Raw genomic sequence first — 17403 nt, forward strand, 5'->3', positions numbered from 1 at the left:
TCTTGCTTCTGGGGGCGGAGCAGTCCGTCTAGGACATCTGCGCGGCCCCGCATTTCGACTGGCGCGAGGCCGACCATGTCGTCGCGTCTTGGCCGATCCGTTCGGCCAACGCCGCGATCAAGCGCTGCTGCGCTTGCACAAGCGCGGGATAGCCGGCAGCCGCGGGTTCCTCGAAGCGTCCTTGGCAGACCAGCTTGGCGCTGCCAGGGGCCCGCGCATCCCCCAAGGTCCAACCTGCTTCCAGATGCACCCGCTTGCCCGGCCACGCGTCAAACCGGCGGATCTGCAATTTCACCCTGATCACCTGCCCGTCGCTGGGCAAGGTCAGGCCGGCGACGTCCTGGGTGCCCAGGCGATCGACCAACTGCGCCGACAAGGCGTTGCGTATCTCTTCGTCCAACGGCCCCAGCCACCGCTCGTCATCCAGGACGGCGAGCATGCCGCTGTCGTCTTGCCTGACCACCAGTTGGGGTTGATTCAGATACTCCGGCAACGTCACGGGCAGCACGTCGACCACGAAGCGCGCTGGCAGCCCCTGAGGTGCCACGTCCCCCTGAGGGGTGAGCAAGGTGTAATGGCGGACAGGCGTAGACGCGCTGCAAGCTGCCAGCGCCAGGGTCAGGGCGAGGAGGCTGATACGAATAGGTCGGGTCATCGCTGGGGAGTCTCCATCGTGCGGGCTGGCGGCTCTGTGGAAGCCTCGAGGGTGGCGTTCTTGGGGCGGCCTCGCACCATCGCCTCGGGATAGCGGCTTAACAGGTCAGTCAAGGTGCGTACCGAGCGCGCGGCGCGCTGGATTTCCTGGAGGGCCTGGCCCAGGTTCTGCCGCAACGTGGCATCTTCGGCAAGCATGCCGTGCGCGGCGCCGATGGTTTGTTGGGCCTGGCGCAGGGTCTGCGTGGCCTGCGGCAGGACCAGGCCGTTGACCTGCTGCAGCGCTTTATTCAGGTTGGCAAAGGACGCGTCAAGATTTCGGCCAATGCTGTCCAAAGGCATCTTGTCGATCTTGCCCACGATGCTGGCGACCCGCTCCTGCAATTGGTCGAAGCTGCCGCTGACGGTGGGCAGCATTATCGGACGACGTTGCGGATCAAAAACGACCTTGGGCGTATTCGGGATGAAGTCCAGGGCGATGTAAAGCTGGCCGGTCAGCAAGTTTCCTGTCCTTGCCTGAGCCCGCAGGCCGTGCGCCACCATTTCTTGCAGCATGTGCACCAGCCGGTCTTCCTCGGTGCCGTCGACGGCCGGCATTTTCTCCATGATCTCGCCCAGCCGCTGCGGATAAACCACAACGCCGACCTTGGACTGAAAGCGACGTCGGTCGGGGTCGTAATCCGGCTTGATGGAGATGACCTTGCCCAGGTCCATGCCATCGAACTGCACGGGCGCACCAATGGTCAGGCCGCGCAAGGATTGCTCGAAGACCAGATAGGCGGTCTGCGACGGCCCGTCGGGCGGGGCCAGCGCGGCCTGCTGATCCTTGGCCAGTTCGTAGGTCGAATCTTCTGCTGCAGGCTCGCCGGCCACGCCTGGGGCCGTTCCGAAGGACACACCCCCCGCCAGGATGGTGGCGATCGATTGCGTTTGCAGCTTGAATCCGTCCGCACCGAGCGAGACGTCCACCCCGCTGGCGTTCCAGAAGCGCGTTTCCGTAGTGACAAAACGGTCGTAGGGCGCGTTGACGAAGAGGCGCAGGGCGACCGCTTTGCCATCCTCGCCCAACTGGTACGACGCGACACGGCCGACTTGGATCCGTCGGTAGTAGACAGGGGAACCGACGTCCAGCGAGCCGAGATCTTCGGTATGCAGAACGAAAGACCGGCCAGGTGTGTCGCCGATGACGGTGGGTGGGCTTTCCAGGCCCGTGAATTCCTTGCCGGGCTCTGTCGATTGCCCTCGGTCAACGCCGATATATGCCCCGGACAGCAGCGTATCCACGCCGGAAACCCCATCGATGCCGATGCGCGGGCGCACCACCCAAAACCGGGAGTCCTCACGCGCCAGGCTCGCGGCATCCTTATCCAGCGCGACCGTTGCGACCACCCGGGAACCGTCTTCGCTCAAGCCGATCGCCGTCACCGTGCCCACGTTGACGTCCTTGTACTTCACCAAGGTCTTGCCCTCTTCCAGGCCGGCGGCCGTGCGAAACGTGATACTGATCACGGGGCCTTCGGTCATCCAGGTTTGCACCAGCATGGAAAGGCCGATCAGCGCGGCGATGACGGGCACCAGCCAGATAAGCGAGATCCGCCATTTTTTGCGCGGTATCACCGTAGGAGCATCGAGCCCGTGGAGCTCCCGGGAAGCATCATTCATTCATCACCACCATTGATTTCACCATCCCAAATATGTCGGGGGTCGAACGACATGGCCGCCAGCATGGTGAAAATCACGACCATGCCGAAGAAAAGGATGCCGGCGCGTGGAGAGATGTCGGTGAGGCCCTGGAATTGCACCAGCGCGGCCACCACGGCCACCACCAGCACATCCAGCATCGACCAGTACCCGACGAACTCCACCATGCGGTACAACTTGGCGCGCTCTCGCGTCGCCCATCGGCTACGCCGTTGGGAGGTCGAGAGCAACAGCCCGAGGATCAGGAATTTCGCGCAAGGCACCGCCACGCTGGCGATGAAAATCACGAACGCGATGCCGTAAGAGCCCGATGTCCAGAACTCCACCGCGCCTTCCATGATGGTGCTGCTGCTGCCCCTGCCCAGCAGGCTGGTGTGCATGACGGGCAGCACATTGGCCGGGATGTAGCAGATGACGGCTGTCAGCAGCAGCGCCCAGGCGCGCGCAATACCGTTGGGACGGCGATCGTGGAGCGTCGAGCTGCAGCGAGAGCACTGTTGCGTTCGCCCGGACGCATCCAGGTCGCAAACCAGGCCGCAGGTGTGGCAGCCGACGATCGACAAATCGCTTGCGAAGGGCTGTCTGCTCATGCCGCGATGCCGCTTCGCAATGCCGGATCGCCTTCGGTCTGATCCCACAGCGCAGCAAGGTCTCGATGGGCAATCACGGTCAGCAATACCATCAGGGCGGCGGTCGCCCAGACGCCCGCGCCCAGAGTGACTTCCACCAGACTGATCAGCTTGATGATCGCCACCAGGATGCCGAGGATGCCGACTTCGACCATGCTCCATGGCCGCAACAGCGCCAGCATCCGCAAGGCCCGGGAAAAACCCGGCGCGCGATGGCCAACTCGCGCATAAAGCAGCACCCATGCAAGCAGGACAATCTGCGCAAGCGGCACCAGGATGATCACCAGCGCGGCGATGATCGCAAGGGGCGCCACGCTGCCCTGGGCGAGGGACCACGCGAATTCCCACAGCGTCGCCTCTCTGTGCGTTCCGTTCAGGCTGATGCGTACAACGGGGCAGACATTCGCGATCACGAATACGACCGCTGTCGTGAGGGTCAACGCCAGCCACCGATTCACATCCATCGGGTTGGCGCGTTGGAGCACGGCGTCGCATCGACGGCAGCGCGCGACCTCGCCTGCCGCCAACGTGCAGCGCTGGTACACGCTGTCGCAATGTTCGCAGGCCACCAAGTGTGGATAAACGTTCATGTCTTTGAATGGATAACCGTGCTGTTGCCTTGCGAAGGCCTGCGCCTTGCAACCGACTGCCGCTGTTGAGTTGCCCGCTAGCGCAGCCCCGCGAGGCTACAGAAGATGCTGCGCCCGGGCTTGCCATTCGATGCCAAAGTGCTTAGCCAGTACTAACGTTCGCGTTGCGCCGAACGAAAATGGGACGGGGTATGGCCCGTCCAACGCTTGAAGGCACGAGTGAAATGCGCCGGATCGCTATACCCGACCATGTAGGCAATTTCGGTCGCGGAATACTTGCCCAGCCGGATCAACCGAAGCGCCTCGCTACGGCGGGTCTCGTCTCGCAAGTCTTCGAAATCGACCCCGCTGTACTTAAGCCGCCGTTGCAGCGTCCGGGCAGACATGCCGATTTCTTTCGCGACGGATCTGAGGTTGATGTCATCTTGCTCCGAAATCCGCTCGATCAGCAGTCCTGCGGTATCGACCGTCGACTGCAGCGCCTGCGTGATCTTGTGAGAGTCGTCCTTCAATGGTCGAAGCGGCGCTTCAAGCAAGTCGCGGTCGAATTCGATCATGTTGTAGTCGGCCCCGGTTTCGATGTGGGGGCCCAGGCATTCTTCCAACGCGTCATCGCCCCGGGTTCGCGAACTCTGCAAGTGAACGCGTATGGCCGAGGGTTCGCCGGACATCAGCGGCACCTTGCGAAGCACCGCGAGACTTCCCAGAATGAACTGCTGCGGATCTGCTTCCAGCGGGCCCGTGAAACGATGGATCAGCCGCGTCGTGCGACCTTCCGTGACGATGCGGACTTCTCCGCCCTGATGCAGCATTTCCGCATTGAGCGCTGCCATGGCACAGGCCTGGGCCACATTCGCCGACCGCAGCACCAGATGCCCCCATGCGCCGAGTGAACCCAACTCCATCAAGCGGCCGACGTAGGCGCCGGCAAAGGAGTCACCTGCGATGGCCGCCATGTCGTTGGCGATCTGAAAGCACAGAGTGCGTGGAAGCCAGATATCAGGGGTTTGGAAAATATTCGGAGAAACTCCCACGCGCTGAAAGAATTCAAGCGGAGAGACGCCCCGACTGGCCAGGTAGGGGCTGATGTGCAGGAAGCTTCTGAGTTTGATGGACGGGGTGGCGTTCGACATGGATCCAGGCTTTACCGTCAGCCAGATTGCCGGACGCTCCACCTCTGCAGAAAATTGTTTGCCCTACGCATCGATTTGCGAGAAATCGTGGGCGAATTTACATCGCGCTCCTTCGGGAGGAATTGAAAAAAATCCAGGTGAGACAAACCGGTGCAAAAAAGGAGACGGCGGCGTCCGCCGCCGACGCGTCTCTTCCCTGCCGTCGATGTCGTCAGGGGGTGATGCTAGAAATCTTGGAGCCTTCAAGACCCATGCCCGCCATCAAGCCCTGGGCGCCGAAGGGCACGGCAAAAACGTCTTGGGACAAGGTGGTGGTAGACAGGCTGGAAGCCACGGATTTATCCCAGGCGACCAAGCTCGGGCCGCTGCCCAACGCCCAGCCATCGCTCTTTTCGAGATAGTTCAGCGACTTCTGGTTCATGAAGAAAAGCGCATAGCCGAACGTCTGGGCACCTGCCTGCAGGCCCAGGGACATGGCGGAGATTTCGTAATAGCCGATAGGCTCTTTACCCTTGAACAGGGTGCCTTGCCCGTGTTCGCCGCCAACAACGAAGCCGGCCTTGTAGATCTTGGGAAAAACCAGCACCGCCACCGCCTTCTCACCCAGTTCTTTCGTGCTTGGCTCGGCAGCGTAAAGGTGTTGCAACGCGCTTGCGGAATCATTGCGGATCGCCAGCGCAGAATCGGCAAAGGCTGCGCCCGTTGGAGCCAGTGCGCAGGCGAACACCAGCAAGGCCGACTGCAGATAAAGAGATAAGCGACTGCGAACACAATCCACGTGTTTACGACTTGCCATGAACATGAAAGACCTCGGGTTTCGTTATACGCCTGATAAATCGGCGCGCAGCGAGTATTCAGACCGAGGTAATGCTTGTCAATAGGGCCTATTGAAGCTTTGCTCGCATTTTTTTATCGAGCCAATTTCCTGTTTTTTATTTGGCGCCAAATGGCAAGACGTCGATGAATTATTGGCTTAATCTACGCTAGATTCCCGCTCTGTTGCGAGATGGGTCGATATCCAGAATTAATACCGGTCAGGCATTACTAATGTCGCGGTATCCAAAAATATGAGCCGAAAATCGTGCTCAAGTCATCGTTCGACTCAGCGTAATCGGAAGCGCCCGCTATCGACCGCCTTGCCGATGGCGGCACAGGTGTCGTCAACGCTCAGACCTTCGACGGACAGGACATGGGCTTCCAGTGCGCCCAAGTTTTTGAGCTGCTGGAACAGCGCAGAAATCGCAGCAGGATCCGTCAGCGTGTCCCCGCCCCGTTCCTGGCAGCGCCTGATTGCCTCCGCAAGATCCGGAAGAAGCACGATGTAATGCAGGGCCACCCCCAGGCCGCGGAAAGCGTCGAGAAACCACGGCCCGATAATGCCGTCCACCAACACGAAGTAGCCGCCGTTGGCGTAGCCGGCCGCCGCCTGGGCCAAGACGTTTATCACCGTGGCATTCTGGCCGTGGGCTTCGGTTTGCCAAGGCGGGATCGACCCCGTCTTGATGAAACGCCAAAAGTCGTCCGCATGCAGGTGGACCTTTGGACTGCCTGGCAGTTGCGTAATGATGTTCGCCGCGGTCGTTTTGCCAGAACCGGGTGGCCCTGTCAGGACGAGTATTTCTTTGGGGCTGAACATATCGTGCCGTAAAAGTGGATTTTCAATACGGGCCCGCAGGCAATATGTCTTCAAGGTACGCAGGCGGGTTGGGCTTGGCGGTCAGCATGTGCCGCACCCAAGCGTTGCGCTCATGCGCCGTGACGACCAGTTCCCAGACGCACGCCAACGCCGGTGTGCTCACCGGCGTGAACCGGTCCGGTTGCGCCAGAGGCGCTGATAGCATCTGCTGGCACACGATCCCGCCCGAGATCCACCAATCCACCAGCAGCCATACGGCTTCCTCTCCGACGTGCACGATGCAGAATCCCAGCCCATAGCTACGCTCGTCGCGGGCCTGGGTGGTCAGCACATCTTGTACGGCGGCGCGCGCCGAGGCGATGACGGCATCGGAGAGAATAGGGGAGGCCCAATTGGAATCGCGATGGATGCCATAGACCTTGATCGCGTGGTTAGCAGTGCGCCAAGTGTCGATGTGGGCGATTCCGCGCGGGGTATAAGGTTCCGGTGCGAGTGCCATGTTGAGTAATGCGTGGTGGCGGTGTGTGCATTTTAAGGGCGAGACATGCGTCACGGATCGCGGGTGCCATATTGGGTGGTCCGGCGGTGAGTTGCACAGACGCGGGCTGAACGTCGTGTTAGCCACCCTGTTTGTTCTGCCAATCCGCATACTTGCGCCCATTGTGGGACTCGTCCTCGCGGAATTCGAGATCCCATTCGGAAACGTGCGGTGGAAGCCGCTTCCGTACGTCTGCAATCTCTTGGATGTGGACCGCCGGCCCGATTTCCTCCAGGAACGCTGTCGCAGGCTCGGAGGGAGACCTTCTGACTGCTTTCGACCCGTTGCAGTCGTTCGAGCTTCGCCAGTCTATGTCCGCTACTTCAAGAGCGCCCAGTGAGAACCACGGTCTCAGCGGCCGAGCTCCGTGAGTTGCGCTGAGAGTCCGCTCTGACAGCCAATCTTCATTTTCATCAATTGAACCGAAGTCGCGAATCAGCCCCGACTTGTGCAGGCCGACTTCATAGGCACGCTTGACGAAGCACTCGAACGAGGAGCAGGGGAGGAGAAACGAGTGCAGGCAATTATGACAACCTATAGCCCCTCACTGGTGGCCACTGCGCGCATCGAAGACATGGCGCTAGTACATAAGGCAAAAACCTCTCTGCTTGCGGCGGGCCGACCACGCTCAAACGAACCGACTACTCCTTCTTGCGCCGTTTTATCGACGCGACAAAGGCAAACTTGTTCTTCGCTCTCCAAACGGCTTACTAGCCGGGCGTCGGCGTCAAGGCTTTAGCGGATGGGGAGGGGGCTACAATCGATGAAAATATATTACAAATGAAAATTATGTCCATCCTGTATGTGTCGATGTTGGTCACCTTGGCCTATCTGGTCTTTCTCTACTTCATCCACGATGCAAGCAAACCGGTAAAGCGCGCGCGCTGGCTCGCGATAATTCTCGGAAGTTATGTCGTTGAGGCGGCCCGCGAGCACTTCGCTGAACTTAAGGACAACCAGCTGGCGATGGTCCACGGGGAGGGGTACGGTGTATTGAATCGGTCCGAATGGGAAAACGAGGTCGAGAGGTTCTTGCGCCTGGTTGTTTCGCCGAAAGTGCCAAAGTACCTATTGGAATCAGGTGGTCAGTCTGTGTTGAATGATCTGGGTCCCCGAATGATTGATGATTTGGTGAGTCTGGACGCATTGGCTGAAAACTTCGACATTGAACGATACGTAGACGATATTCTCGTGCCGACCCGCAAGGTGCACCTTGATGAAATGACGCGGTATGGAAGGTGGGGCTTCGGCAGCGCATTTATCCTCATCGGAGTCCTGCAACTGCGTTTCGCTTCAACGTCAGGCTACTGGCCCTCCGGCATTGTTGCGGTAGTTGCGGGTTGCGCATTAATTCCGCCCGTCGCGCATCGGTTCATCGGAACGCTGAATGGGAAGCTGGCGTGGAACATAAAAGGCCTCGGCGCGACGTTGATCACGTTTGGTGTGCCTCTCTTGCTCTCTTTCGCCAGCAACGGAGCCCAGCTTCGATATGAGTCCATTAAACAGGATGAACGTGTCGCGCATGAAGAGATTCTGCAGGCGGAGAAGGCGCGCCGAGCGCAACTTTGGGCAAAGCTGCAAGCCGAGAAACTAAGGGATGAGAATGAGAAAGAAGCACGCAAGCAAGCCGACGAGGTTGCGAGGCTGAAGCAAGAGTTTGCTGTGCGCAAAGAGGAAATTATGAAGGACATGTCCGGACTCCTGGCTAAAGGGGATTTGCGCCTTTCTGGCGACCTGGTAGCGAAGTATGGAGCGGTAGGTGATGCCAAATTTGATGAGTTGCGAGCCCAGTGGCAGCAGAAGAACGAAGCATTCCAGGCGAACGAGGCGGCTGAGCGGGCTGCCAAGGAACGGCAAGCGATCTATGCTGCGAAAATTCGGGATTACGCCTTGTCGCCCTATACAAAAGATAGCTACCCAAAAACCGTAGCCAAATTCGGGAGTCAACTGCCTGAGATTGAGAAATTGCGTCGTCGCGCGGCCGAGATGGCAATCGACAGCGTGAAGTGTGATTCTGTTGAGCTGGTGGAAGTCAGTGATAAGGCGACGCGCAAGGAACCAATCTTCTTTATCGATTGCACCAACGAGCAACGAATTTACCTGAAGAAATCTGAAATTTTGGCCCAAAAGCCAGTCCTAACACAGCAGGAACGTGCGGTGCCCGAGGATCAGGCATTGGACATGTGCGAAAGGGCCGCGCGCTCAAAGACGCGCCATGATCTGATTCCCAGTTCCCTCGATTTTCATCGCATCATGGGGCAATCAGTACGAACGGTGCCTCAAAATGGCAACGTGGTCGTACGTTTAGAATTTAATGGTAAGAACGCATTCAATGCGGAGTACGAACTCGCCGCCCGCTGCATCATCACGCCGGAGCGAACCCTAGATATTGACGTTGGTTCCAAGCGCTGATGCCGCGGCTGGGATGTTGCCCGTCTGGGCCGGGCCAGAAGACGAGCCGCACTTCCGGACAGTTCCGCACTAGGGACGGAGAGGCTGTCCTGGGCAGACTTCCGCAGAGCTGATGGCGCTCATCTCGGTGCCTGTCTTCGACAAATCGCCCCGCATTAGAACCAGCGAAACTGCATGCTCTCCGTCGCTGGAGCATTGGAACTCAACAAGCGTGCTCCTTAGTTTAGGTCTGCTGCCCTTACCCGTTGTCGTTCACCGTACCCAATTTAAGGCGCTTGCTCGCTCCGTGGCTGCTGTAAGCGCGCCCGACACTAACATCTCGAAACAGGCGACCAAACTGTCGCTGGAATCAGAGCAAGCCGCGAAGAACATGCCTCAGACTGCTGAAATAATGCAGGACCTTGCAGAGAAGGCACCGCCCCAAGCCTTATGACGCACTATCTCGCTTCAAAGAGAGCTCCTGGAAGGCGCTGAATTCCTACGCTCATGCCGGCATCCATCCCATCCATGGTGTCGGATAAGGTGTCAGGCTACAATTTCAAGGCGACAGATTCGAAAATGCAGTCTGATAAATTATTTTGAAATGTCGCAGCGGAACAGCCGTCGGTAATGCAGCATGAAGTGCGCCCCTTGAATCACTTCATGGTGGTGAATTAGAATGTTAAGGTTACTGATAATTCTTGGTCGTAGTCCGAGCGTGATAGCCGGCCGCCCGTCTGGCCCTGCGGCGCCATTATGAAAATAGAACCCGAATTGTCTCGGGATGATTCTGAGTAAAATCAATAACAATGAAAATTCACGCGGCCAAGACTTCGATCCGCAGCGGTTTGGCTCTCAAATTGACGATCGGAGTTGTAGTCCTGTGGAATCTAATCGGATTGTTCTTCCCTGTTCTGCAACTGAGTGAGAATCAGAACCTGTACATCTATTCGTCTGCCGCTCAAGTGATTGCAGGCATCTATGGGTTGACCATCGCTGGATATGCTTTCCTACGAAACCAGCAAGATCGCCAAATCGACAAGGATGAATCTCTCGCTGAGATCTTTGAGCGCATTCAAATGCAGCAGCACCGTAGTGTGCTTGTCATAACTTTGATTTCTGGCCTGGCAATCTTCGGTGCGCTGTTGTCAATTGCTCTCCGCGAAATTGATGCGTTATTCATTGGGACGATAGCAATTAACACCGCCTCTGCCCTATTCGTCACTAGCTTAGGATGGACGGCGTACTTTGTGGTCGATGCAATGCGACCCGAAAAGATTCTGAGCGCTAGTGAGTCAATTAAAGAAGAGATTGTGAAGCAGGAGGTTGTAAAGCAAGATATTGCGTCCACAGAGTCCCCGCCGATACCAATCGCGGGGAATGAATATCGTCCAGAAAAGGGAAATCTGGAGTTGTTCCTGACTAGCTATAACGCCATAGAGCGACGGCTCGAGGAGTATGCTGAAAGCCACTTCTACGCGCGCCCCTTAAATGATATTGCACTTCAACAAGTATCGAATCCGTCCGAATATCGTAGCCCGCGCGCTCGTTGGGCAAGGACTAGAATAATAAAAGCCCTCGCATCGCAGCGGCTCATTCCCATAGATTTTGCGGATGAATTGTTGGCCCTCGTCAAGTATCGGAACGCTCTAGTTCACGGAAGAGACATGACCGTGGAAGATTCAATGGTCCTCAGAGTAGAAGAAGCGAGACAGAGACTTGACTCGCGTCTATCGGTTGAAGACACTCCAATGTGAGTTCGTGGAGGCTCAACCCCTTTACCAGCCAACATTATCAGTGCCTACTGATCACAGACGTGCGATTGAATTGTAAATAATATGGTGTCAGACTCCAATTTCACCACCAAAATCATGGCCTGACACGATTTTTCGGAAGGCCAGCGTACGCCCGGATTTCTTACGGCGCCGACATAGGAAATATGACGCTTTCGCTTTGCTCTTTGTCCGAGGTCCCGACGGAGGACTGGGTGGGCCTGTTGAACCATCCCGACGTGGTCCGTCACATGCCGCTGGCAGCAGGCAACTGGACCGAAGACACTGCAGCTGACTGGGTTAGGGGCAAAGACGTGCAATGGTTAAAGAACGGGTATGGGCCGTGGTCGATACGGATTGATGGTAGTTTTGCCGGTTGGGGTGGCTTTCAAATGGAGGAAGATGGGGCCGATCTCGCATTGGTTCTGCTGCCCGAGTACTGGGGGCAAGGCCCAATGATTTTTCGCCACTTCATGAGTCTTCGGAACAAACTTGGCATCGGGCCGGTAAGCATTATGTTGCCTCCGAGCCGGCGACGATTCAGAGGCCTCGCAAGGCTTGGCTTCCAATTTGTTGGTGAGTTGACATACGAAGGCCAACACTTTCTGAAGTTCCGTACCCTCGAATAAGAATCGACGCCGGATCTGGGGCCATCCAACTCAAGCAAGCACGCGGCTCGTCATTGCGCATGCACAAAGAGCGGCGCCTCGGCAGTAGGGTCGGCTGGCACCCTATTCACGGATCATTTCGGATTTCTACGGGTGGTAGCTAGCCTGGAACGCGCGATCGTGGGAAATTCTGGCCAACCGCTTTTGGCCGTCAGCAAAAATCTCGGTGGTCTGCTTCCGACCCAAAGCAGCCCGTCAGGATGGGCGCCTAACGGCCGAGTGCAGCCGGCGGCGAAAACAGACTCCCTGCGCTGCGTTTGGTGATCCCCCTACCAGTATTACCATCAAGTGGGGGTACGATTCCGACCATACCAAAGCGGCTGTAGTGACTGTATCTTCAGCTCGTCAAAGGCCACCCATCACTCAAGATTAGGTTTCACATGCCAGAAGTCGCGCTCGTTCCAAAGTTCTTGAAATCATTCGCTGCAGAGCACGGGCTCAAAGTTCACGACTGCCTGTACGGCGCTATTGAAATTGGGGGCGAGTTCCCGATTCAGCAATCCGCTGCCGCCGTGTACGGGATCTGGGCTCACATGCCCGCAGCCCCCAAGACCGGGCTAGCCCAAGTGCCGGGCTTTCCTGACTGGTACCCTGTTTACTGGGGCAAAGACATCTCACCAGTTAGCCGAATCAAGGCCCACGTTCAAGGGCACAAGAACGGTAATATCGGCCTACCGAACATCGCTGAACTGAGGGACGCACGCCTAGTGTTCGGCGCCGTTTTAGTTTCGGAATACCGACGCTTCGAGGCCCTCCTGCACCAGCATTGCCCTCCCTTCAAGGGAACGCCATCACTCGGACGTCAGAGCACGGTGGTGAGGGTACGGTGAGAGCTAACACCACAGTCGACACCGACGTCCCATTGGCGGACTATCGCCCGCTCACTGTCTGTTGGTCATTTCTAGGGTGGTCCGCTATTTGGCCGTAAGCCGCCATCCGAGTGTTGGAACAATCGGCGATAGATTTCTCAGTTGCGCCAAAAATCCCAATAAAAAATCCCGCTGAAACGATACGCGTCAGCGGGATTTCTACATTGGCATTGCCTAGGCAACGCCAGCCCTACAAACAGCAGGTTTAAGCGCCTGCCAACATATACCGGGCCGAAACAGCCAGAATCCGTTGTGCGGATTCATTCAGCATCCGGGCTTCACGATGGGCTTTCAGCGAATACACCGCGTCATAGCGGCGGCCGCTACGCGGGCCGGCGAGTAGTGCCGGGCGGCGGGTCAAAATGGGGGAGATCAAGCGTTGCATGTCGGAGCATTCCTGCGGGCACCGGGCCCAGTAGATGCTAGGCATCGTAAGCCGGCTTCTTGCTCAGCCCAACGATTTACCATTCATATGAATATCCAGAGTTGGCCCGACTCAGATCGGGTTCCCCAAGCATCTTGTCGACAAGTATGGCCGGCCTGTGTGACAGCCATATGCCAGCGCACGCGGAAAACCGCATTCCGAAGCCGCAGCCCCTCAGCCCCCCTTCAGCCTGGACGGAACGTCTTCGGTATCGCTGCATATCGCCAGCACTTCGGCCGGTTTCCGGCTGAGCGACAGGTAAACGTGCCCGATGCTGCTGTCGAAGTACGCCGATTCCAGCTTCGCGAGCACGACGCTGTCGCCATTTTCGAACTGGATCCGGACTTTGCCCGACAGCACCACGACGAATTCCTGCCCCGGGTGCCGGATATAGTCCTCAAACTCCACCACCTTCCGCGAATCGATCAGGGCCACCATCGGCAGCATCTTCTTGCCGGGGTATTCGCCCATCAGCAGGCGGTAGTGATAGTTTTCCGTGATGTAGTCGCGGGCGTCGCTGAGCTTGTTCTTGACGTAGGTGGGGGCGACGGCAGCTTGGGAGGCGTCGCGCAGCATGAACATGCGGGTCATGTCGATGTCCAGCGCGCGCGCCAGTGCGGCGAACTTTTCGTAGCTCAGGGCGATTTGCCCGAGCTCTGCCTTCGATAGCGTCGATACCGCGATGCCGCTGGCCTGCGATAACGCCTGCAGGGTCATCTTTCTGGCCTTGCGCTCGGCGCGCAGGCGAGCGCCCATTTCTTCCTTGCCGACGATTTCGGGCGGGGATGTATTGCCGGGTTGGGCCATGTAGCGATCTGGCATCAAGGGGTTGAGGGCTGGGGCAGGGCCCGCAAGCCCTGCCGCGTCTACGCCGGATTGTAAGGGGTGGGCCTGCGTTCAGGCGGGGGTCCGGTTCAGGACGCGGCCGGCGTGCTGGCCGGTAAAGGCCTGGTCTTCCCAGACGGGCGCGCCGTTGACATAGACGGAATGGATGCCCGCGGCTCGCTCGGTGGGGCGTTCGAAGGTGGCGGCGTCGGCGACGGTGGCGGGGTCGAAGACGACCAGGTCGGCAAAGTAGCCGGGCTGGACCTGGCCGCGTTCGGCCAGGCCGAACTTGGCGGCGGTCAGGCCGGTCATTTTCCAGACGGCGGTCTCCAGGGGGAAGAGGCCCAGGTCGCGGGAGTAGTGGCCCAGCACGCGGGGGAAGGTGCCCCACAGCCGCGGGTGGGGGCGTTCGTCGTGGGGCAGGCCGTCCGAGCCGATCATGGTGGGGCCGAACTTCAGGATGCGCTGGACGTCGGGCTCGTCCATCATGAAGTAGATGGCACCCGCGGGTTGCAGGTCTGGCACCACGTCGAATTTGGATTTGCCCCGTTCGGCGGCGACTTCGTCCAGGTCGCGGCCGCTTAGTTCCGGGAACGGCTTGCACCAGGTGATGATCGTGCGGCCGGCCAAGAGCACGCGGTCTTGTTTCAGCATCGTGGAGCCGGCCACGTAGGGGTAGGCGTCAAGCGAGACGTCCTGCTTTGCCATGGCGGCTTCGATCAGGGGCAAGGTTTCCTGGGAACGCCCGAAGTTGGGCTGGCCCATGACCTTATGGTGCGAGATCACGACGGGTACGTCCAGTTCGCGGCCGATGCGGAAGGTTTCTTCCAGCGCCGCGACGATGTGTTCGCCTTCGTCGCGCATGTGGGTGGCGTAGATGCCGCCGTGGGTGTTGAGCGGCCGGCAGACTTCGATGATCTCTTCGGTGGTGGCGCGCGCGGCGGGCGGGTAGAAGGTGCCGGTCGAGATGCCGATGGCGCCGCTGGCCAGGGCGTCGTCGGCCAGCGACTGCATGGCCTGCACTTCGTCGGGCGTGGCTTCGCGCTGCAGGTCGGGCATGACGGCGGCGCGCAGCGTGGAGTGGCCGACCATGCAGGCGGCGTTGACGGAGGCGGGGGTGGCACGCAGCGCATCCAGGTAGTCGGAGAAGCGCGCGAAACGGTACGAGCCGCCTTCGTCCAGCAGGTCCAGCGGGGCAGGCGGGCTGGCGTGGGCCAGCGGCGCCAGGCTGATGCCGCAGTTGCCGGTGACGACCGTGGTGACGCCCTGCGAAATCTTCGGCGTCATGTCGCGGTGCTTGAGCAGGTAGTTGTCGTCGTGCGTGTGCGAATCGATGAAGCCGGGCGCGACCACCTTGCCGCTGACGTCGATGCGGCGGTGCGCGGCGCTGGTGGAGAGGTCGCCTACGACGGCGATCCGGTCGCCGCGCACGCCCACGTCGGCGCGCTGGCCGGGGGTATTGGCGCCGTCGATGACGGTGCCGCCGGCAAGGATGTAGTCAAACGGGGTGGCGTCAGGCTGGGACATGCGGATCTCCGGCTAAGTGGGTTCAGGCAAAGTGGCAGGCGACTTGCTGTTCGGGGGCCACTTCGCGGGGCAAAGGGGTTTCTTCGGCGCAGCGCGGCTGCGCCATCGGGCAGCGTGTGCGGAAGGCGCAGCCCGACGGGGGCGACAGCGGGCTGGGGATTTCGCCTTTCAGGACCTCGACGGGCGTGCGCTGGCCCTGGCGCGCCGACGGTACGGCCGCCAGCAGGGCGCGGGTGTAGGGGTGGGCAGGGCGGTCGAAGATGGCGTCGCGAGTGCCGATTTCCACGATCTTGCCCAGGTACATCACGGCGACGCGGTGGCTGATGTGGCGCACAACGCTCAGGTCGTGGGAAATGAACACGTAGGTCAGGCCCAGGTCGCGCTGCAGGTCCATCAGCAGGTTGATGACCTGCGCCTGGACGGAGACGTCCAGCGCCGATACCGGTTCGTCGCAGACGATCAGGCCGGGGTCCAGCGCCAGGGCGCGCGCGATGACGATGCGCTGGCGTTGCCCGCCCGAGAACTCGTGGGGATAGCGGTCGGCGGCATCGGGACGCAGGCTGACGCGCGCCAGCAACTGCGAAACACGTTCGCGGATGGCGGCGCGGTCGTGGCCGAAGTTGCGCAACGGCTCGCCGATGATGTCGCGCACGCGCATGCGCGGGTTCATGGAAGAGAACGGGTCCTGGAAGATGAACTGCATGCGCTGGCGCATGGCGCGCAACTGGCTGCTGTTCATCTTCGCCAGGTCTGCGCCTTCCAGCAGGATGCGGCCTTCGGTGGGGTCGGTCAGGCGGATCAGGCATTTGCCGGTGGTGGATTTGCCGCAGCCGGACTCGCCCACCAGGCTCAGCGTCTGGCCGCGCGGGACGGATAGCGAGATGCCGTCCACCGCGCGCAGGACTTTCGCGCCGCGTCCGCTGTCGACGGGGAAGTGCTTTTTCAGCCCGATGACTTCCAGCATGGGCACCGCGGCAGGGGCGGTGCGGGCCGAGGCCGCGGACGAGAGAGGAATGTCGTGAAGGTTCATGGCGGGTCTCAGGCGGTCATGGCGACAGGCGCCGGCTCGGACAGGCGCGCCCAGCACCAGACGCGGTGGCGGCTGCCGGCATCGATGGCGGGCGGCGCCTCTTCCGTACAGCGCGGCAGCGCTTGCGGGCAACGCGCGGCGAAGGCGCAGCCGCGCGAGGCGGGCGTCATGACCGGCACGATGCCGGGCAGTTCGGCCAACCGCGCCGTGTGGTCCTGGCCGTCGACGAAGTCGGGCAGCGACCGGATCAGCGCCTGGGTATAGGGATGCTGCGGACGGTCCAGCACGTCGTCCACGCTGCCTTCTTCCACCTTGCGGCCGGCGTACATCACGATGACGCGCTGGCACATCTGGGCGACGATGCCCAGATCGTGCGTGATCAGCACGATGGCCGTGCCCAGGCGGGCCTGGATGTCGCGCAGCAGGTGCAGGATCTGCGCCTGGATGGTGACATCCAGCGCGGTGGTGGGCTCGTCGGCGATCAACACCTTGGGCTGGCACGCCAGCGCCATGGCGATCATGGCGCGCTGACGCATGCCGCCGGACAGCTGATAGGGATATTCGCGCACGCGGCGCGCGGGGTCCGAGATCTGCACCAGCTCCAGCAGCTTCTCGGCCTGCGCCAGGGCGTCGCGACGCGACAGCCCCTGGTGCAGCATGAGCGATTCGCTGATCTGCTTGCCCACCGTGATCACGGGATTCAAGGAGGTCATGGGCTCTTGGAAGATCATCGAGATCTGGTTGCCGCGGATGGCGCGCATGGATTTTTCGGGCAGGGCCAGCAGGTCGCGTCCGTCGAACTCGATGCGGCCGCCCGCGACCCGGCCGGGGGCGCGCAGCAGGCGCATGATGGATAGCGACGTGACGCTCTTGCCGCAGCCGGATTCGCCAACCAGGCCCAGCGTTTCGCCGGGCAGGAGGTCGAACGAGAGCTTGTCGACCGCGACGACGGTCGTGTCGTCGCCGTCGAAACAGGTGGTCAGATCCTGCACGCGCAAGACAGGGGTGGGTTGCAT

19 protein-coding genes are annotated in these 17403 nt (G+C 60.1%); 6 read left to right on the forward strand and 13 right to left on the reverse strand.

Going from position 1 to position 17403, the window contains the following annotated elements; all coding sequences use genetic code 11:
- Positions 1 to 28: 28 nt before the first annotated feature.
- From AC3WMU_RS20745 to AC3WMU_RS20780, 8 genes are all read right to left on the reverse strand, one after another.
- On the reverse strand, positions 29 to 655 hold the full coding sequence (locus AC3WMU_RS20745) for a PqiC family protein (RefSeq protein WP_492282897.1): 627 nt from the start codon (positions 653 to 655) through the stop codon (positions 29 to 31).
- Positions 652 to 2316: a PqiB family protein gene (locus AC3WMU_RS20750; protein ID WP_492282898.1), complete on the reverse strand. Its 1665-nt coding sequence runs from the start codon at positions 2314 to 2316 to the stop codon at positions 652 to 654. The genes AC3WMU_RS20745 and AC3WMU_RS20750 overlap by 4 nt, the downstream gene beginning before the upstream one ends.
- A complete protein-coding gene (locus AC3WMU_RS20755; protein WP_492282899.1) occupies positions 2313 to 2945 on the reverse strand; it encodes a paraquat-inducible protein A in 633 nt (210 codons plus the stop codon). The genes AC3WMU_RS20750 and AC3WMU_RS20755 overlap by 4 nt, the downstream gene beginning before the upstream one ends.
- Positions 2942 to 3469 (reverse strand): paraquat-inducible protein A, encoded by a 528-nt coding sequence (locus AC3WMU_RS20760; protein WP_492282900.1) that lies wholly within the window; start codon positions 3467 to 3469, stop codon positions 2942 to 2944. Before AC3WMU_RS20760 ends, AC3WMU_RS20755 begins: the two co-directional genes overlap by 4 nt.
- A gap of 257 nt (positions 3470 to 3726) precedes the next feature.
- Entirely contained in the window at positions 3727 to 4707 is a 981-nt protein-coding gene (locus AC3WMU_RS20765) for a helix-turn-helix transcriptional regulator (protein ID WP_492282901.1), read from the reverse strand.
- Between the two features lie 211 nt (positions 4708 to 4918).
- On the reverse strand, positions 4919 to 5509 hold the full coding sequence (locus AC3WMU_RS20770; protein WP_492282902.1) for a lipid-binding SYLF domain-containing protein: 591 nt from the start codon (positions 5507 to 5509) through the stop codon (positions 4919 to 4921).
- Positions 5510 to 5809: 300 nt separating this feature from the next.
- A complete protein-coding gene (locus AC3WMU_RS20775; protein WP_492282903.1) occupies positions 5810 to 6343 on the reverse strand; it encodes an AAA family ATPase in 534 nt (177 codons plus the stop codon).
- Positions 6344 to 6365: 22 nt separating this feature from the next.
- Entirely contained in the window at positions 6366 to 6842 is a 477-nt protein-coding gene (locus AC3WMU_RS20780; protein WP_492282904.1) for a hypothetical protein, read from the reverse strand.
- An 819-nt stretch (positions 6843 to 7661) separates the two neighbouring features.
- On the opposite strand from AC3WMU_RS20780, the gene AC3WMU_RS20785 reads away from it, so the two are divergent.
- The 6 genes from AC3WMU_RS20785 (at position 7662) to AC3WMU_RS20810 (ending at position 12542) form a co-directional block, all read left to right on the forward strand.
- Positions 7662 to 9293, forward strand: a complete 1632-nt coding sequence (locus tag AC3WMU_RS20785; RefSeq protein WP_492282905.1) for a hypothetical protein — start codon at positions 7662 to 7664, stop codon at positions 9291 to 9293.
- Between the two features lie 112 nt (positions 9294 to 9405).
- Entirely contained in the window at positions 9406 to 9726 is a 321-nt protein-coding gene (locus AC3WMU_RS20790; protein WP_492282906.1) for a DUF6988 family protein, read from the forward strand.
- Entirely contained in the window at positions 9695 to 9814 is a 120-nt protein-coding gene (locus AC3WMU_RS20795; protein WP_492282907.1) for a DUF6988 family protein, read from the forward strand. The genes AC3WMU_RS20790 and AC3WMU_RS20795 overlap by 32 nt, the downstream gene beginning before the upstream one ends.
- Before the next feature lie 267 nt (positions 9815 to 10081).
- A complete protein-coding gene (locus AC3WMU_RS20800; RefSeq protein ID WP_492282908.1) occupies positions 10082 to 11029 on the forward strand; it encodes a hypothetical protein in 948 nt (315 codons plus the stop codon).
- Between the two features lie 182 nt (positions 11030 to 11211).
- The gene (locus AC3WMU_RS20805; RefSeq protein WP_492282909.1) at positions 11212 to 11673 is read left to right on the forward strand and encodes a GNAT family N-acetyltransferase; all 462 of its coding nucleotides are present in this window, start codon (positions 11212 to 11214) and stop codon (positions 11671 to 11673) included.
- A 419-nt stretch (positions 11674 to 12092) separates the two neighbouring features.
- The gene (locus tag AC3WMU_RS20810; RefSeq protein WP_492282910.1) at positions 12093 to 12542 is read left to right on the forward strand and encodes a hypothetical protein; all 450 of its coding nucleotides are present in this window, start codon (positions 12093 to 12095) and stop codon (positions 12540 to 12542) included.
- A 244-nt stretch (positions 12543 to 12786) separates the two neighbouring features.
- On the opposite strand, the gene AC3WMU_RS20815 is transcribed toward AC3WMU_RS20810, so the two are convergent.
- From AC3WMU_RS20815 to AC3WMU_RS20835, 5 genes are all read right to left on the reverse strand, one after another.
- The gene (locus AC3WMU_RS20815; RefSeq protein WP_006223653.1) at positions 12787 to 12966 is read right to left on the reverse strand and encodes a hypothetical protein; all 180 of its coding nucleotides are present in this window, start codon (positions 12964 to 12966) and stop codon (positions 12787 to 12789) included.
- A gap of 213 nt (positions 12967 to 13179) precedes the next feature.
- Positions 13180 to 13812, reverse strand: a complete 633-nt coding sequence (locus tag AC3WMU_RS20820) for a helix-turn-helix domain-containing protein (RefSeq protein ID WP_088587860.1) — start codon at positions 13810 to 13812, stop codon at positions 13180 to 13182.
- Between the two features lie 90 nt (positions 13813 to 13902).
- Complete coding sequence (locus tag AC3WMU_RS20825) at positions 13903 to 15357, reverse strand: N-acyl-D-amino-acid deacylase family protein (RefSeq protein WP_492282911.1); 1455 nt, start codon at positions 15355 to 15357, stop codon at positions 13903 to 13905.
- 22 nt (positions 15358 to 15379) lie between these two features.
- Positions 15380 to 16387 (reverse strand): ABC transporter ATP-binding protein, encoded by a 1008-nt coding sequence (locus AC3WMU_RS20830; protein WP_492282912.1) that lies wholly within the window; start codon positions 16385 to 16387, stop codon positions 15380 to 15382.
- Positions 16388 to 16395: 8 nt separating this feature from the next.
- The gene (locus AC3WMU_RS20835; protein ID WP_492282913.1) at positions 16396 to 17403 is read right to left on the reverse strand and encodes an ABC transporter ATP-binding protein; all 1008 of its coding nucleotides are present in this window, start codon (positions 17401 to 17403) and stop codon (positions 16396 to 16398) included.

It is taken from the genome of Achromobacter sp. FW305-C-13 (genome assembly GCF_058783475.1).

Bases quoted from the DNA above. Each gene is read 5' to 3' on its own strand.
- AC3WMU_RS20820 (WP_088587860.1), bottom strand. From the start codon at position 13,812: ATGGCCCAACCCGGCAATACATCCCCGCCCGAAATCGTCGGCAAGGAA.
- AC3WMU_RS20810 (WP_492282910.1), top strand. From the start codon at position 12,093: ATGCCAGAAGTCGCGCTCGTTCCAAAGTTCTTGAAATCATTCGCTGCA.
- AC3WMU_RS20835 (WP_492282913.1), bottom strand. From the start codon at position 17,403: ATGCAACCCACCCCTGTCTTGCGCGTGCAGGATCTGACCACCTGTTTC.
- AC3WMU_RS20830 (WP_492282912.1), bottom strand. From the start codon at position 16,387: ATGAACCTTCACGACATTCCTCTCTCGTCCGCGGCCTCGGCCCGCACC.
- AC3WMU_RS20775 (WP_492282903.1), bottom strand. From the start codon at position 6,343: ATGTTCAGCCCCAAAGAAATACTCGTCCTGACAGGGCCACCCGGTTCT.
- AC3WMU_RS20765 (WP_492282901.1), bottom strand. From the start codon at position 4,707: ATGTCGAACGCCACCCCGTCCATCAAACTCAGAAGCTTCCTGCACATC.
- AC3WMU_RS20805 (WP_492282909.1), top strand. From the start codon at position 11,212: ATGACGCTTTCGCTTTGCTCTTTGTCCGAGGTCCCGACGGAGGACTGG.
- AC3WMU_RS20755 (WP_492282899.1), bottom strand. From the start codon at position 2,945: ATGAGCAGACAGCCCTTCGCAAGCGATTTGTCGATCGTCGGCTGCCAC.
- AC3WMU_RS20750 (WP_492282898.1), bottom strand. From the start codon at position 2,316: ATGAATGATGCTTCCCGGGAGCTCCACGGGCTCGATGCTCCTACGGTG.
- AC3WMU_RS20825 (WP_492282911.1), bottom strand. From the start codon at position 15,357: ATGTCCCAGCCTGACGCCACCCCGTTTGACTACATCCTTGCCGGCGGC.
- AC3WMU_RS20790 (WP_492282906.1), top strand. From the start codon at position 9,406: ATGGCGCTCATCTCGGTGCCTGTCTTCGACAAATCGCCCCGCATTAGA.
- AC3WMU_RS20770 (WP_492282902.1), bottom strand. From the start codon at position 5,509: ATGTTCATGGCAAGTCGTAAACACGTGGATTGTGTTCGCAGTCGCTTA.
- AC3WMU_RS20800 (WP_492282908.1), top strand. From the start codon at position 10,082: ATGAAAATTCACGCGGCCAAGACTTCGATCCGCAGCGGTTTGGCTCTC.
- AC3WMU_RS20785 (WP_492282905.1), top strand. From the start codon at position 7,662: ATGAAAATTATGTCCATCCTGTATGTGTCGATGTTGGTCACCTTGGCC.
- AC3WMU_RS20780 (WP_492282904.1), bottom strand. From the start codon at position 6,842: ATGGCACTCGCACCGGAACCTTATACCCCGCGCGGAATCGCCCACATC.
- AC3WMU_RS20745 (WP_492282897.1), bottom strand. From the start codon at position 655: ATGACCCGACCTATTCGTATCAGCCTCCTCGCCCTGACCCTGGCGCTG.
- AC3WMU_RS20815 (WP_006223653.1), bottom strand. From the start codon at position 12,966: ATGCAACGCTTGATCTCCCCCATTTTGACCCGCCGCCCGGCACTACTC.